The organism is Chryseobacterium sp. G0201, from assembly GCF_003815655.1.
Classification (GTDB): domain Bacteria; phylum Bacteroidota; class Bacteroidia; order Flavobacteriales; family Weeksellaceae; genus Chryseobacterium.
On record NZ_CP033917.1, the window covers coordinates 1432895 to 1449980 of the forward strand.

Here is a 17086-nt window from a genome sequence, read left to right on the forward strand (position 1 = left end):
ATTCAATATTTTTACGATTCTAAAAAGAGAATTGAATATTTCTTTAAAGTGAGGGAAAAATGTAAATGTTTTTTTTCATGGTTATCGCTTTCAGAATCATTTCAAATTTAATACTTATTTTTGATTATTCATAGTTTTATTTCATTAATTTAGTAATATTATTAAATTATTAATATTTCGTTAATTTTCTTTTACTAACAGCTTGATAGTTATTATATATTGAAGAAAAGTAAAGAATTGTTTAACTTTGCATAGATTAAAAAACAAAAATATGTATCCAACAGATTTAGTAATGCCTATGAAGGCAGAACTTACAGATAAAGGTTTCCAAGACTTAGCAACACCAACACAGGTTGAAGAAGCATTAAAACAATCAGGAACTACTCTATTGGTGATCAATTCTGTTTGCGGATGTGCAGCAGGAGCAGCAAGACCGGGAGTTGTATATTCTTTGACAGGAGAGAAAAAACCTGATCATTTAACAACTGTTTTTGCAGGTTTTGATACGGAAGCTGTAGCAGAAGCTAGAAAGCATTTGGCACCATTCCCTCCAAGTTCACCATGTGTGGCTCTTTTCAAGGACGGAGAATTGGTTCACATGCTGGAAAGACACCACATTGAAGGAAACCCTGCAGGAGCAATTGCAGCGAATCTTCAGGCTGCTTATGACGAATATTGCTAAGAGACAATAAATCTAAATACTAAACCGTTACACAATTTGTAGCGGTTTTTTTATTTATCGCAATAAAATATTCTTAGAAAAGTCAAATATCATTATATTTGGGAATGGCAACGAAAGCACTATTCAATACTGTGGTCAACTGGTTCATCCGCCAAAGGATAGATCAGATACAGAATTTTATGGATCATCCTATTGAAACACAGAAAGGGATTTTATTCTCTCAATTGTTTCATTCTGAGGACACTGAGTACGGTAGAAAGTATGGTTTTAACTCCATTTCAAGTTATCAGGACTTTAAAAATAAGGTTCCTATCGTTACGTATGAAGATTTTGAACCTTATATTGAAAGAGCAAGGCAAGGTCATAAAGACGTAAGTTGGCCCGGCTACATCAAGCATTTCGCGAAATCTTCGGGGACAACGAATGCGAAAAGTAAATTCATTCCCATTTCTGCCGAAAGTTTGGAATACTGCCACATGAAAGCAGGAAAAGACATGGTTTCAATTTACGCCAACAATCATCCTGAAAATCAACTTTTTACCAATAAAAATTTACGTTTAGGCGGAAGTTCAGAGCTATATGCCGATTTTAATACAAAATTTGGCGACTTATCTGCTATTTTAATTGATAATCTCCCTTTTTGGGTAGAAATTACAACGACTCCAAGTAAAAAGGTCTCGTTGATGAGCGAATGGGAAAGTAAGCTTAAAGCCATTACTTCTGAGGTTAAAAATGAAGATGTAGGAAGTATTTTAGGCGTTCCAAGTTGGATGATGGTTCTTTTGCAAAGAGTCATCAATGAAACTGATGTTAAGAATATTTCAGAATTATGGCCAAATCTGGAAGTGTTTTTTCACGGCGGAATTAGCTTTAAACCTTACAAAGAGCAGTTCCAACAGATCATTGGAAAGAAAATCAATTACTACGAAATTTACAACGCTTCTGAAGGGTTCTTCGGAATTCAAGACAGACCGGACAGTGACGAAATGCTGTTAATGCTGGATTACGGTATTTTTTATGAGTTTATCCCGATGGATGAGTTTCATTTTTCAAATCCAAAAGTGGTAAGCTTAGAAGATGTTGAAGTTGGCAAAAACTACGCAATGGTGATTACGACCAACGGCGGTTTATGGAGATATTTGATTGGGGATACGGTTGTTTTCACTTCAATTAACCCTTTCAGAATTAAAATTACGGGAAGAACGAAACATTATATTAATGCTTTCGGGGAAGAATTGATGATTACGAATGTAGAATCCGCTCTTACCAAAGCCTGCGAAACAACAGGAGCCAGCATAACCGACTTCACAGGAGCCCCTGTTTTCATGAAAGAAAATGAAGGCGGTGCTCATGAGTGGATCTTTGAGTTTAGTGAAAAACCGAGTGATTTAAACCATTTTATAGACTGTTTTGATCAACATCTGAAAACTGTTAATTCAGATTACGAAGCTAAGAGGTATAATAACATAACACTGAAAAGGCCTATCGTACATATTGCCAAACCTAATCTATTTTATTGCTGGCTGGAGTCCAAAGGAAAGCTTGGCGGACAAAATAAGGTCCCAAGGCTAAGCAACGACAGAGAATATATCGATCCTTTATTGGAATTGAATAAATAAAAAAACCGCAGAACGTTCTGCGGTTTTAGTTTATTACTTATTTAAGTCTTCTTTTAATTTCTTAGCGGCATCTTCTACTTTTGAAGCACCTTTTGCAGCGGCTTCTTTTGCATCCTTGCCTACTTTATTTGCCTCAGTTTTGATATCCTGACCTGCTTTATGAAGATCATTTTTAGCCTTATCTGCAGTAGCATCAATTTTATCTTTTGCTTTCTGAGCTGCATCATCTATTTTATTTCCAGCTTCATCTACTTTTGCTTTCGCGTTATCTTTAGCCTCAGCGATTTTTGCAGTATCAATCACATCAACACCATTTTGACTTACTGTAGTTGTAGTCGTTGTTACAGAACCATCAGGATTTTCAGTTGTTTCTGATTTTGTAGTTGATTTTGTGCATGATACAACAAGAGTCGAGATCATTAATGCTGCTAAAATTTGTTTTTTCATTTTTTTATATTTTTTTAATGGGTTTAAAATTAAATATTTTTACTCGGTTTTTGGAGTTGTTGAAGAGTTTTCTGCAGCATTTTTCTTCTTCTCATCATCAGCTTTTTTGTTTTCCTCGTCCTGCTTCTTTTTATTTTCTTTTTCCAGCTCGTCTTTAATTCTTTTCTCCTCAGCCTGAAGCTTTATCGCTTCTTTTACCGAGTCCTGGTACTTTTGAGAAGACATTTTAATCTGACGTACAATATCCACAGAAGTCGCTCCCGCAGAAAAAGAATCTACTGCAATAGTATCGTAATGCACCTTAACCTCCTGATTAGAATCAATATCCACAGGTTCCTGCTTGGAACATGCAACAAATAAAACAAGAAAGGTAAGAATTACAAAAACTAAATTTTTCATGGAACTAATTTAGCAGAAATTCTGCAATTACAGGATAATGATCTGATAATTTCACAGTATTATCTACCTTATAGCTTAAAGGAATAATTGATTTTGAACTGAAAATATAATCAATTCTCAAAGGCACTTTATAATCATAAAAACTTGAAGAACTTCCGCTTCCGGCTGTTAAAAAAGCATCCTGAAGGTCTTTTCCCAAATTATAATATTCATAAGAATTTGGGACCGAGTTAAAATCCCCTGCTAAAATCACAGGATATGGCGATAAATCTACCGCTTTTCTGATTCTTTTTATTTGATCTTCATGCGCCTTAAATGTAGGAATCATGTGAGAAAGAAGTGTACTTATGTTTTCTGCTCCCTTACCAAATCCGTTAAATGAAAGCATTGATTTATGCAGTCTGAAAGGTTCTAAATAAACATTTACAACACGTATAATCTTCCCGTTGATGTCTATATCTGCGTAGAATGAATTGCCACGGTCTTTCTCTTCAACAAGGTTTTCCTGTCTTACGATTTTATGTTTGGTTTTTAAAATTACAGAAGGATATTTTATCAGATCATCTCTCAAATCTGTTTTCGTATCTCTTTCCTGAACCAAAATAATATCAGCATCCTGATCTGAAATATATTTTTTTACTTTATCCCAACCGAAATCACCATATTTCACATTGAAAGTCAACACCTTAATATCTCTTATTGATCTTGCATTCTCATTTTTTGGAGTAAAATTAACCCATCTTCTGATCGGATTATAAAAAATGAAAGTACTTAAAAAAAAAGCAATTGCGATTTTTTTTCTTTTAACAACCCAAACCAGCGTTAATAAAATATGTAGAAATATTAGGTAAGGAAAACCTAAAGAAAGAAGATTAAGATTACCAAATATATTAGGCGGAATCCATGCATTGCCTAATGTGGAAAGCAGTAAAACAATGATTACAATATGGAAAAATAACAATATCTGGCTCGGCTTCATGAATAACGGTGTTACGGTATACTTTTTTTAAGCAAAAACCCTACCACGTTAACTTTTTTAACTAATTTTATGAAACTACTATTACAATTTAAACGTAGCTACTACCGGATAATGATCTGAAATTTTTACCGAGCGATCAACTTTATAAGTAATTGGTTGTATTGATTTTGAGGTGAAAATATAGTCTATCCTTAATGGAAATTTATAATCATGAAAACTTGTTCCACTTCCTTTTCCAACCTCTAGAAAAGCATCCTGCAGACCTTCTGAAAGATGATAATACTCGTAAGAATTGGGAACAGAATTTAGATCTCCCAAAAGAATTACAGGATAGGGTGAATTCTCAATTCCTTTTTTAATATCAGAAACCTGATCTTGGTGCATTTTAAAAGTTGGAATTAATCTTTTAACCACATTTTTCAGCTTTTCTTCATCTTCATCGCTGTTTCCATTGAGCTTTACCATCGCTTTTTCAAACTTAAATGGTTGAAGATAAACATTGATAAAACGGTATACTTTTCCTTTTATTTCAATATCGGTCTGTGTTGCGTAGGCGTTGTTGGTAAAATAATCGCTATTGATCAGCTCTTTTTGATCAATAACTTTATATTTGGTAAACACGGAAACAATGTAATTTCCACTTATATTCTTTAATCCGTTAAAATGATATTCTTTACCCCCTTTTTCCTGTAGAAAAACCAAATCTGCGTTAGAAGAATTTACATAATCATCAATATTTTTAATCCCTTTCAAACCTCCTTTTGCATTGAAAGTGAGTATTTTGAGATTGGCAATTTCTTTTTTATCTGAAGAAAAATTCACCCATCTTTTGACCGGATTTGTGAAAATCAATCCTAATAACATAAAAACGAAAGCTCTTTTTTTCCAGCTAAAGATCCAGAAAAATATTAATAGAACATAAGCAATCATTAAAATCGGAAAGCCTAATGACAGCAAATTAAACCAAGGAAATATCTTTGGCGGAACGTAAGCATTCAGCAACATTCCCAATAAAAGAAGGAATATCCCGACATGCAGTATTAAAAATATGAGACGAAGAATTTTCACAAAAGAAATTTAGTTGAATCTGTATAAATGTTTTTTCCAGATCCATGCTAACAAAAATCCGACCAAAGCTCCTCCGACGTGTGCAAAGTGAGCAATGCCTCCTACGTTTCCGGAAATACCTAAAAAGACTGAAACGACAAGAATTATTGGTAAAATATACTTTACTTTAACCGGAACAGGAATAAACATGATCATAATTTTTGAATCCGGATATAGTGTTGCAAAAGCAGCTATCACTCCGAAAATTGCTCCAGATGCTCCAACCATAGGTGTTCCCATAATATTATTAAGATCTCCAACCAATTCTCTTTGTCTAAGAACAGAATCTGCGCCACCACTAAAAACTCCTTGAGCTCCAGATAAATACGCACTTACATTAAATCCTAATTGCTCTAATTGATTAGATATCTGCTGAACCTCAACAAAATTCCATAAATTATAAAGAAAGAAAGCTCCTAATCCGCTTACAAAATAAAGGATCAAATATTTTTTCCCGCCTAAGCTCTGTTCTAATATAGGTCCGAAACTATACAACGTCAACATATTAAACAAAATATGCATAAAACTTCCATGCATAAACATGTGGGTAATAACCTGCCAAGAATGGAAAAACGGTGAAAACGGATAAAAAGCAGCAAGATAAAGCGTTAGCTGATCTTTTAATAAAAATGTCGCAACAAATACGATCACATTTATAATGATAATATTTTTTGTAATCGGTGGTATATTATTAAACATGTTCTTTAAAATTTATTCTTAAAATCATTGAACGGAATCTCATAAAAACATCGTTTCCCGTTGGGTAAAAACTCGGGAAAACCTAATGCTGTGAAGTCTTTTATCAATTGTTCCGCATCTTTTTTATATATAAAATCAAATCTTGATTTAGACTGCATTTTACTCCATTGATTATTATAGAAATGTAAAAACTCATCTTCTGTTTTATATTCTAAAACATCAAACAGATCTTCAAGAAATTTCATGACCTGTGTTTCTTTCAATCCTTCAGGAACCGCATCAATTCTCAGCACATTTTCGTGAGCAACCTTCGTATCAAAACCAAGTTCTGGAAGGAATTTTTTAATTGATTTATACTTATTCTTCTCAATCTCATTCATATGATACTCAAGAGAGAAAAGAAGAGCATGGCTGTTTGTTATGCCTTTTTTTGTGGGTTTATTACCTTCTGAGACCATTAATCTGTGCATTCTTCCCAGATCCAGCATCAACGTTCTGTCACCTTTGTTGAATAGCCAATATCCGTTGGGCAACCTCATCAGATCTTCATCAAAATCTTCGTCTTCAAACAAATTAATTTTTGAAGGTTCTGCAGCAATATTCTGGTGATACATATCGGCCAGATTCTGGATCTCTGCCTGTTTTATTACCACTCTTTCCTCCAAAAACGGATTGTAATCTTTATCTACAATAATCTCCGGCATTTTAACATGCATACTGTTTGCCTTGCTGGGAAATGCATTATTCATCATTTGATCCAATTGCGGATCTTTTTCAAAATCCAGACTTGGAGCAACATTATAAATACCTAACGATCTTTTGATCGTTGATCGAAGTAAAGCAAAAATAAGATGCTCATCCTCGAATTTAACCTCTGTTTTCTGCGGATGAATATTAACGTCAATTTTTTCAGGATCAAGATCTAAGAAAAGAAAAAACGTAGGAATATATCCCGGCAAAAGCAATCCTTCAAATGCTTCCTGAACCGCTTTATTGAAATATGGACTCTTAAAATACCTTCCATTAACAAAAAGAAACTGCTCACCTCTTGTTTTTTTGGCACCTTCGGGTTTTGCAACAAATCCGTGAAGTTTACACCAGGTAATATCTTCCTTGATCGGAATAAGCTGTGGTTGTAATTTTCGGCCAAAAATATCAACGATACGCTGCATCTGGCTTCCTTTCCTTAATCTAAAAACAGGATCATCATCATGAAACAGAGAAAACTCTAAATTTTCATGAGCTAAAGCCACACGCTGGAATTCATCAATTACATGACGAAATTCTATATTATTATTTTTAAGAAATTTTCTTCTTGCGGGAACGTTGTAGAACAAGTTTTTAACTAAAAAATTGGAACCTTCTGCAGTTTGTGCAGGATCCTGAAATTGGAAAACTCCGCCTTCAATGTAAATATTAGTTCCAATCCCGGCATCTCTCTGTTTGGTTTTTAATTCAACCTGCGAAACTGCTGCAATAGAGGCCAATGCCTCACCACGGAAACCTTTTGTAGCAATTTTAAATATATCTTCGGTTCCTTTGATCTTGGAGGTAGCATGTCTTTCGAAAGCCATTCTTGCATCTGTCTCAGACATTCCTTTTCCATCGTCTACAACCTGTATCAGATTTTTTCCGGCATCTCTGATGATAAGCTCAATTTTGCTCGCATCTGCATCTATAGCATTCTCCAAAAGTTCTTTCACTATGGACGCAGGTCTCTGCACCACTTCCCCTGCCGCAATTTGGTTGGCTACATGATCCGGTAAAAGCTGAATAATATCTGACATAAACGTTAAATCGACTTACAAAAATAGTCAATGAAAACGGTAATAAAAACAATAAAACCGTGAATTACAATTTAATTATCAACAAATCAACAATCTTGCCGTAAATCCTCCAGAGCAACATCCGCGATTAATAAAGGTTTTTATAAAATACAATCCTCTAATTGCATTATACAAATAGAGGATTGATTCACAGCTAGTTTACACAAAATTAATACTGATATACTTGATATTATCAATAATTTAATCTTCAAATACCAATTTTCTTTTTTCCTGTCTTTTTTCTTTTATTTCCGGAATTCCGTGGATCTTGTCATATAAATACGCCACAAGGTTCGGTTTTCTATAGATTTTACTGTATCGATACTGCGTTTTAAAGTGTCTGATATGAATTTTATACATATCATATCCAATGACCACCAAAAGACACAAACTGATCACATAAAACACCCTGAATTCCAAATAGTAATATGTTAACCCCGAGAAAACAGCTCCCAAAACATAAGCAAACATAATACTTGTTAATAATTTTGCCCTTGCGATCAATTCCCCGTTTTTTCTAAACTTTTTCTGAGTAAACATTGAGGCAAGTATGCCCAAATCGGTAGTTGTTCCGGTAAGGTGGGTTGTTTTTACGGAAAAGTTTGATATACTTGCCGTTAAACCATTCTGCAAACCCGTTGCGAAAAGCATTAACGATACCAAAAACTCCGTTTCCTCCAATGTTCTTCGATAGAAAAACTGCCCGTAAATTCCCACAAACAATAAACACAGTATTTCTAATACGATCGGCATTGAGTGTGCAAAATATTTACTTTTTTTATTGAAATTAATGACAATAAAATTGGATACAAAACCTCCTAAGAAGAACAGGAAGATCCAGCCTCCCACGACTGCCACCTGCGACCAGTTTCCTTTGCTTATTTCTGCCGCCAAAATGGCGTAATGTCCTGTTACGTTTGAGGTAAAAGAGAGAAATATTAATAGAGATGCTATATTTATAGTCCCTGCCGTGAAGGCAGTCAGCGTCCCCAACCTGATGTTGTCTCCCAACGTCCTGCTGTTACTATAATTTCTTAACATTTTTAAATTTTTAGAGTGTTGTATTGTTGTTTTTTAGACCTCAACAAAGATCTCGGCAAGCCTTCCTCTTTCCGGAAGCCTTTCAGCAGTCTCAATTCTTATCTCTTGAGCTTGCAGGTCTTTGCATTTTTTGATGTAAGGAGCGATGTCGAACTTCCCTTTTCCTTTGCTTTTTATCGCTGGAGAATAATACGCCTCCTCAATATTTTCTGCATTCACATAATTATTAAAAGTCCTTTGAAAGCTTCCCGTAAAAATGTCGCAGACGATTTTATTAATGAGATGAGGATATTTATTTTTGATTATTCCGTAGGCGTCAACAAATTCCTGAGACCTTATTTTATTGAAGATCGTACTTTTTGTGGTGAACAAAAGATCTCTGATAGAATCTCCCATCTCATAACCTGACACCAACAAAATATCGTATTGAATCTTCTCTTCTCTTGCATCTTTCTCTTTCATTACTTTTTTCAATATATTCAAAGACTCAAGAGAATAATCTGTGGCAATTAAAATTGTTTTGGTCATATCTTTAAGATTTAGTTTCGTGTTTATCTTTTTTGATACTACAAAACTATACTCACCAAATTAGAAGTTCTTTGGAATGGAATTAAAATGTGATTAAAGAGATTAAAATGAGATTAGAAAATTGTTAAGGAGAGTTAACATAAGCGAAATTGCTTAAACGCAAAGGCGCAAAATGAATTCATAAAACTGCTTTTAAGGCGCAAAGATTTTATCTCCGATAAAATTGACAACGCAAACATTGCTGAAAATATTCGATTTTCTTGCGCCTTAATAAACATTAGTTTTATAAACTTTGAGTCTTTGCGCTTAGCCAACGTTTGGAATATTAAACAATATCCTGTTGAGCACTATAGAAATTTGGAAAACGAAGCTGAACGGTCGTCCCCTGGTTTTCGTGAGAACTGACAATTAATTCACCGTTATGCATTCTGACAATGTTTCGGGCTAAAGGAAGTCCAATACCGTAACCTTCGTAGTTTTTTGTATTCGAAGCCCTGAAAAATGGATCGTAGATCTTGTTCATTTCCTCCTGAGGAATACCAATCCCGTTGTCTTTTATGATGATATAAACATCTGTATCTGTAGCTCCTAATGACACTTTTACCTGTTGAAAATTAGAATATTTACAACCATTCTGTATAATATTGGTAACCGCAAGATGCAATAACTGCTCGTTCCCCTGAACTTTCAATTTTTTCGGATTATCCGGCAACATGCTTATATCCAGATAGATATTATTTCGAACATCAATTTTTCTCAATGTCTCGATAACATCCCAAAGCAATTGATCGATTCTTACCTTGTCCATTTTCTGGATCTTCCCGTCAAATCCGGTTTGGGCAATCATCAACAAAGCCTTGATCTTTTTGTCTAATTTTTCGGCTTCATCTAAAATAATTTCTAAAGTTTCCTTGTATTCATCACCGGTTCTGCTGATCGAAAGTGCCACATCTGCTTCTCCCATAATCGAAGTCAAGGGCGTTCTCAACTCGTGAGAAACATTTCCAATTAAATGATTTTGAGTTTCAAATGAGGTTTCGATACGATTCAACATATCGTTAAAGGTTTCCACCAACTCATTCAATTCTTTATTATCAGGCTGAGATTCCAATCTTAAGTGTAGATTTTCGGAACTTATATCCTTTACTTTTCCTGTAATTTTTAAAATAGGCTTAAATAAAGTTTTAGATAAATAAAAAGAGAAAATCATACTAAAGAACAACGAAAGAACGATACAAGTTATTAAAGTTCGTTTCAAAAAGCCCAAATAATAAACCACATAATGGTTTTTGGCGGAAGCTATCGCAATATATTCTTTATCATCAGACTTAAAAGACTGCCCGATATAATAAAACTCTTTATCATTATAATTTGCCTCTCCTTTTTTGACAATATTCTTGAAAAAATAGTCAGGAATATGCACTTCCTGAGAGATTTTCTTAAAATTAGAATCCTCTGGAACAGCAAAAACATAATCTCTTTCCATAGGAAGTTCTTCATCATTAGAACTATTCAGGACATAGTTTTCAGGCAAGTCAAGATGATCTTTACTTTTCTCGATCTGAACGATGGTCGTTGTACGGATCTTTAGCAGTTCATAAAACCTCTGATGCGAAAAGTTGACAATCGAAAAATACACCAATCCACTAAACAGCAATATAATGGCGGTAAAAACCAACATTAAAAGCACCATCGTTTTGGTCTGATTTGTAACAACTTTATTAAACATTCATTAAGGCTTTTTCAACACATACCCCATTCCTATCACGGTATGTATCAACTTATTATCTTCTTTATGATCCAGTTTTTTTCTTAAATAATTCACATAAACATCTACTACATTGGTTCCCAATTCATAATTCACGCCCCAAACCGCATCCAGAATTTCTGCTCTGGAAATCACTTTTTCAGGGTTATTAAGGAAATACAGCAACAATTTATATTCTGTGGAAGTCAATGAAATATCCTCGCCTGCTCGGGTTACCTTTTTAGTATAATCATTAACGATCAGATCTGAAAATTGAAAAACATGTTCGTTATCAACCTCAGGCTCAGCAATTTCCTGAGCCGGACTGTTATTACTTCTTCTTAATAAAGATTTTACACGCGCAACCAATTCAATAAACTTGAAAGGCTTTACCAGATAATCATCTCCTCCGCTTTCCAGGCCAAGAACGATATTTTCGGAAGTTCCCAATGCCGTTAAAAACAGAATCGGGACATGCTTATTCGTTTTTCTGATCTCTTTACAGACATCCAAACCATTCATTTCCGGTAACATAATATCTAAAATTACCAGATCAAAATCGTTAGACTGCACCAATTGCACTCCGGTACGCCCGTCAAAAGCCACAGAAATTTCATAGCCATTCTCCTGAAGTCCCTTTTTTATAAAAGATACTACGCTGGTTTCGTCTTCGATCAGAACAATTTTTTTCATAAGTAACGAATTTCACAAAAATAGAAAATTTATTTCGGTTGAAGGTGTCATGTTGGAAGATTGGAACTAATATCATATCGCAAAAAACCTATTTGCTATTTAATCCGTCTACTTCTTCCCTATTTTTAATAACAATTTTCAATTAACTATTTATCGTTTCTGAAAATTATATATAATTAATGCTAAATTTGTTCTCATTAATAATGATGAAAACAATTCGGGTTAAATTTTAAGCAATATGAATGATTTTTTAATAGGTATCGGGAAAAGATTGAAAGATATTAGAAAAAAAAACAATTTAACCATTAATGAATTGGCTTTCAAGGCAAATGTAAGCAACGGACTTGTTTCCAGAATTGAAAACGGCCGAACTATTCCTTCCCTTCCTGTACTTTTAGACCTTATTCAATCTTTGGAAATCGATGCAAGTTATTTCTTCGAAGGCGTAGAGAAAAAATCGCATGCAAAATTCATCCATTTACCTAAAGAAAATCAACAGCTTATCGAAAAAGAAGTTGAAGCTGAAGGTTTTAAATACATGCATATTTTCAGTAAAAGCCTTCATTCATTAGGTTTTGAAGCCGCTTTACTAACTCTTGAACCTAATTCTAAGCGAGAAAAAGTAATTACAGACGCCTGGGAATTTAAATATATTCTAAAAGGAGAAGTAAAATATTTAATCGATAACGAAGAAATAATTCTAAAAGAAGGCGATTCTTTATATTTCAACGGAAAATTTCCACACGTTCCGGTAAGCATCAGCGACGAAAGCTGTATCATGCTTGTTCTTTATTTTTATTCTGATAACCATTAATTTTTTTTGTTTATCAGACATTTTAAATCTCATTTTTAAGCCAAATTTAAACCCAAAAGTTTACAAATACTCAACTTTTGATTTTTTGACACATTCTAAAATTAACCTAGAATTAACTAAAAACCGTTCAAATCACTGAATTATTTTATTAATGATGCGTTTGATTAAATCTTTGAAAACAGCTACACACATCTATTTCACTCACCTTTTTACGCCTTATATTCTATTTTCATTAAAATCTTAAAGTAAAATACACGTAATATTTCTATGAATTTCTTAATTATTACTTAACATACAATTATTACATATATTAAAATTATTAGCTTGATTTGCATAAAAAATTTAATATATGTAAAAATGGGAACAAAATTAGAGAAATTACTTATCCTCGTTTTTGTCTGTTTCATCACATTTGCTTCAGCACAAAAACAATCCATCATAGGAATCGTTCTTGATGAGAGCCAGCCTCTTCCGGGAGCTTCCATAAAAATAAAAGGTTCATCTAAAAGTGCTGTAACCGATGTTGACGGAAAATTTACCATTAATGATGTAAAAACAGGTCAACAGAATTTACAAATAAGCTACATAGGTTATGAAACTAAAAGTTTAGATATAGACGCAAAATCTGGAGAAGTTACAGATCTTGGAATTCTAAAACTTACTCAAAAACAGAAAAATATAGATGAAGTTGTCATCACTTCTACCTTAAAAAATAGTGAAGCAAGAGCTTTAAACCTTCAAAAAAACGCCATCAATATCTCCAACGTAATTGCTTCTGACGGAATCGGGAAATTACCGGACAGAAATGCTGCCGAAACTGTTCAGAGAGTTCAAGGGGTTTCAATTGAAAGAGATCAGGGAGAAGGAAGATTCGTTTCTCTGAGAGGATTACCCCCATTTTGGGCATCAACAACCATCAACGGAAACAGACTTCCGACCGCGGAAGAAGAAACAACTTCCAGAGCGACAGCTTTCGATTTTTTCCCTACAGAGCTGATCTCTTATGTTCATGTCAATAAATCTTTCACACCCGACATGGAATCCGACGGAATCGGCGGCGGCGTGAATTTTATCACGAAAACTCCACCCATGAAAACCGAGTTTAAAGCAACTTTAGGAAGTGGGTATAATGCCAAAGCTGATAAAGGAGTTTACAATTTGGGCTTGCTTTACGGAGGCAGAACGAAAGATAAAAAATTTGGTTATCTATTTAATTTTGCGCACTTCATCAGAAACTGGTCAACAGATAATTTTGAAGCCAGAAGAAGTGGTGATGAAGGGGTTTTCAGATTAGAACTTCGTGATTATAATGGCGTTAGAAAAACGACAGGAATCAATACCGCTTTTGAATATGTTTTGTCTCCAAAAACTACATTTTATCTAAAAGGAATGTACGGAACATTGTCTGACGATGAAACGCATTACAAACACAGAATCAGGTTTGATAAATTCAGTTCGACAAATAATACGGCAAGAGTTGAATTGCAAAACATTCATAATCTATTGATTACAGAATTGACTTCAGTTTCTTTAGGCGCGGTTCATAATTTAAACAAAGGAAAAATTGATTGGGATTTATCTTATTATGACAACAAATTTAAGTACGGAAATATTCCAGATAAACAAAATAACTCCTATTACGTTATAAAATATACACAATCTGGCGTTGGGATTAATCCAAATTACATTGCAGACCACGGAAACGGTCCGAGAGCTTACTGGAAAGCAGATGGCGGAAAATTAGATTATAAAGATCCCGATGCATTATTTGGATTTTACAGCGATCCGAATTTCAAAATGGATGCTTCACAAATGAAATTTACCGATCTGGAATTCTACAAAGTTTTCGTTGAGGAAAAAGATAAAATCGTAGCAGCGTTCAACCATGAAATTTACGCTTCTGATAAATTAACCTTAAAATATGGTTTCAAATACAGGGACAAAGAACGTAACGCAAAATTCTCTGACATTTTCTACAATTGGAGCAACGGAACAGCACCGCTTTTATCTGATTCCGGACAGTATATCAAAACCCAGCTCAACGGTCCAAAATATTTAAGCGAAATGAATGCCCACATCGGGAATACTTTCGGACCTGTTTTATCGACATCAGGAATGGATCAGTTCTGGTTTCAAAACAATGGAAATTTAAAGATAAACACTACAGATTCAGAGTCGCTTGAATACAATAAAGCACTTGGAAGAAACTTCGATGTTTTCGAAAAACATGCCGATGCATATGGAATGGGAACGTATAAAGTAAATGATCAGATTACGATTTTAGGAGGGATCAGATTATCAAATACGGATACAAAAGTGAAAGGTTACAATGTGATCGACAATACATTAGTTCCAGTTGAAAACACTAAAAAATACCTTGCCGTTTTGCCGATGTTGCACATTAAATATGCTTTAAACGACAAAACCAATTTACGTTTCGCCGCAACGAGAACTTTCTCAAGACCGAATTTTGGAGACTTAACTCCGGGAGGAACGTACAGCGAAGCCGACAACGAATTTAAAGGAGGAAACCCGAATTTGAATCCGACCTATTCTTTAAACTTCGATTTAATGGGAGAATATTATTTTTCAAACGTCGGGATTTTGAGTGGTGGCGTTTTCTATAAATCAATCACAGATCCGATTTTTCAGGATTCTTTTATCGGAAATTATAATGGAAATAACGGAGTGCAATTCACCGCGCCAAACAACGGAAAAGCAGCCTGGTTAGGCGGAATTGAGTTAGGAATCAACAGAAGATTCGATTTCCTGCCTGGTTTCCTACAATATTTCGGAACTCAATTGAACGCCACTTTCATGGATTCTCAAATGGAAAAACCAAGCGGAAGAGAGGTAAAACTTCCTTATCAGGCAAAAGAATTATACAACATTCAGTTATTTTTCGAGAAAAAAGGATTCAACGCAAGACTAGCTTACAACTACAAAGGAAAATATGCTGTTGAATATGCTGAAGAAGACTTAAATGATTCATATTACGGAAAATACAGCAGTTTAGACTTCGGAGGTTCTTATCAATTTACCAAACATCTTATGTTGTATGTTGACGTAAATAACATTCTGAACAAACCTTTGATCTACCATTTCGGAAAAGAAGAAACCCGCCCGGAACAGGTTGAATATTACGGAGTAAGATGCAATTTAGGAGTAAAACTTAATTTCTAATCCATTAAAAATGGCAGAAACTATCAATAAAAAAACATTAGTAACACTGAGAGCGGCTTTCGCTGCTTTTGGTGTCTACTTTTGCATGTATGGTTTTAGAAAACCCTTTACAGTAGCATCTTTCGAAGGACTTGCTTATTTCGGAGTTGACTATAAAGTGTTGATCATCATTGCGCAGGTCATGGGATATTTTATCTCAAAATTTATTGGAATTAAATTTATTTCAGAATTAAAACCGGAAAAAAGAATCTTTTATTTATTCACCTTTATCGCGGTTGCAGAACTTGCTTTGCTTGGTTTTGCGGTCGTTCCCGCGCCTTACAATATTCTTTTCATGTTCATTAACGGAATTCCGTTGGGAATGATTTGGGGAATTGTCTTTTCTTACATTGAAGGACGAAAAACTACGGAAATCATTGGATTATTTTTGTGTTCAAGCTTTGTAGTTTCTTCAGGATTTACAAAATCTGTCGGGAAATTTTTAATGGATACTTTCAATATTTCAGAATTCTGGATGCCTTTTTCGGCAGGTTTAGTTTTCATTATCCCGTTGTTGGTATTCGGGTTTATGTTGGAGAAACTTCCAAAACCGACCGAAGAAGATATTTTATTAAAAAATAAAAGACAGCCACTTAATAAATTGGAAAGGAAAAAAATCATTCAACAGTTTTTTGTTCCGATGATCTGCATTACATTTTTATATGTGAGTTTAACGATTTTAAGAGATTTCAGGGATAATTTTAACCGTGAGATCTGGGATAATTTACACATCAAATTTGATAGTTCGATCTTCACCTTAACGGAAATTCCGATTGCGATCATGGTGCTTTTGATTTTAAGTTTCATGGTTAAAGTGAAAAATAACAAAAGAGCTTTTGCCTATTATCATTACATCCTTTTTGGCGGAATTTTGACGGTCGGTTTTTCAACTTATTTATTTGAAAATAGCCTAATGTCACCTTTTGTTTGGATGGTTCTTTCAGGTTTTGGAATGTATTTATGCTACATTCCGTTCAACGGAATTTATTTTGACAGAATGATTGCCGCCTTTGATATTAAAGGAAATGTAGGATTTTTGATCTATCTGGTAGATTCTTTTGGGTATTTGGGAAGTGTTTTGATTCTGCTTTATAAAAATTTCGGCTCACCGCAGACTTCCTGGCTGAATTTTTACATTAAATTAAACTATATCATCGTAGTTGTAGCATTGGTTTCTTCTCTCATCGCTTTTATCATGTTCAGAAGAAAATCAAGAAAAAATAAAATTAACAATAAACCATACATCAATTTCGATCCGTCGAACAGTATATAAATTATAGTAA

15 protein-coding genes are annotated in these 17086 nt (G+C 34.2%); 5 read left to right on the forward strand and 10 right to left on the reverse strand.

Annotation, left to right across the window (positions count from 1 at the left end; all coding sequences use genetic code 11):
- Positions 1 to 271 precede the first annotated feature (271 nt).
- On the forward strand, positions 272 to 682 hold the full coding sequence (locus EG348_RS06310; RefSeq protein ID WP_072409232.1) for a BrxA/BrxB family bacilliredoxin: 411 nt from the start codon (positions 272 to 274) through the stop codon (positions 680 to 682).
- A gap of 104 nt (positions 683 to 786) precedes the next feature.
- Positions 787 to 2301 (forward strand): GH3 auxin-responsive promoter family protein, encoded by a 1515-nt coding sequence (locus EG348_RS06315; protein ID WP_123981673.1) that lies wholly within the window; start codon positions 787 to 789, stop codon positions 2299 to 2301.
- A gap of 33 nt (positions 2302 to 2334) precedes the next feature.
- Here EG348_RS06315 and EG348_RS06320 read toward each other — a convergent pair whose 3' ends face one another.
- From EG348_RS06320 to EG348_RS06365, 10 genes are all read right to left on the reverse strand, one after another.
- Positions 2335 to 2748, reverse strand: coding sequence for a hypothetical protein (locus tag EG348_RS06320; protein WP_123981675.1), 414 nt, complete (start codon positions 2746 to 2748; stop codon positions 2335 to 2337).
- A 39-nt stretch (positions 2749 to 2787) separates the two neighbouring features.
- Positions 2788 to 3147, reverse strand: a complete 360-nt coding sequence (locus tag EG348_RS06325; RefSeq protein ID WP_123981677.1) for a hypothetical protein — start codon at positions 3145 to 3147, stop codon at positions 2788 to 2790.
- Between the two features lie 4 nt (positions 3148 to 3151).
- Positions 3152 to 4126: an endonuclease/exonuclease/phosphatase family protein gene (locus EG348_RS06330; protein WP_123981685.1), complete on the reverse strand. Its 975-nt coding sequence runs from the start codon at positions 4124 to 4126 to the stop codon at positions 3152 to 3154.
- 81 nt (positions 4127 to 4207) lie between these two features.
- Positions 4208 to 5194, reverse strand: a complete 987-nt coding sequence (locus tag EG348_RS06335) for an endonuclease/exonuclease/phosphatase family protein (RefSeq protein WP_123981687.1) — start codon at positions 5192 to 5194, stop codon at positions 4208 to 4210.
- A gap of 9 nt (positions 5195 to 5203) precedes the next feature.
- Positions 5204 to 5932 (reverse strand): rhomboid family intramembrane serine protease, encoded by a 729-nt coding sequence (locus tag EG348_RS06340; protein ID WP_123981689.1) that lies wholly within the window; start codon positions 5930 to 5932, stop codon positions 5204 to 5206.
- Between the two features lie 5 nt (positions 5933 to 5937).
- On the reverse strand, positions 5938 to 7719 hold the full coding sequence (mutL, locus tag EG348_RS06345) for a DNA mismatch repair endonuclease MutL (protein WP_123981691.1): 1782 nt from the start codon (positions 7717 to 7719) through the stop codon (positions 5938 to 5940).
- A gap of 240 nt (positions 7720 to 7959) precedes the next feature.
- A complete protein-coding gene (locus EG348_RS06350) occupies positions 7960 to 8799 on the reverse strand; it encodes a YoaK family protein (RefSeq protein ID WP_123981693.1) in 840 nt (279 codons plus the stop codon).
- A 33-nt stretch (positions 8800 to 8832) separates the two neighbouring features.
- Positions 8833 to 9327 (reverse strand): hypothetical protein, encoded by a 495-nt coding sequence (locus EG348_RS06355; protein WP_123981695.1) that lies wholly within the window; start codon positions 9325 to 9327, stop codon positions 8833 to 8835.
- Between the two features lie 325 nt (positions 9328 to 9652).
- Positions 9653 to 11056, reverse strand: a complete 1404-nt coding sequence (locus EG348_RS06360) for a sensor histidine kinase (RefSeq protein ID WP_123981697.1) — start codon at positions 11054 to 11056, stop codon at positions 9653 to 9655.
- Positions 11057 to 11059: 3 nt separating this feature from the next.
- Positions 11060 to 11767, reverse strand: coding sequence for a response regulator transcription factor (locus EG348_RS06365; RefSeq protein WP_123981699.1), 708 nt, complete (start codon positions 11765 to 11767; stop codon positions 11060 to 11062).
- Between the two features lie 238 nt (positions 11768 to 12005).
- On the opposite strand from EG348_RS06365, the gene EG348_RS06370 reads away from it, so the two are divergent.
- The 3 genes from EG348_RS06370 (at position 12006) to EG348_RS06380 (ending at position 17076) form a co-directional block, all read left to right on the forward strand.
- Complete coding sequence (locus tag EG348_RS06370; RefSeq protein ID WP_123981701.1) at positions 12006 to 12581, forward strand: helix-turn-helix domain-containing protein; 576 nt, start codon at positions 12006 to 12008, stop codon at positions 12579 to 12581.
- A 357-nt stretch (positions 12582 to 12938) separates the two neighbouring features.
- Positions 12939 to 15764, forward strand: a complete 2826-nt coding sequence (locus EG348_RS06375; protein ID WP_123981703.1) for a TonB-dependent receptor — start codon at positions 12939 to 12941, stop codon at positions 15762 to 15764.
- 10 nt (positions 15765 to 15774) lie between these two features.
- On the forward strand, positions 15775 to 17076 hold the full coding sequence (locus EG348_RS06380; RefSeq protein WP_123981705.1) for a DUF5690 family protein: 1302 nt from the start codon (positions 15775 to 15777) through the stop codon (positions 17074 to 17076).
- The last annotated feature ends 10 nt before the right edge of the window (positions 17077 to 17086 follow it).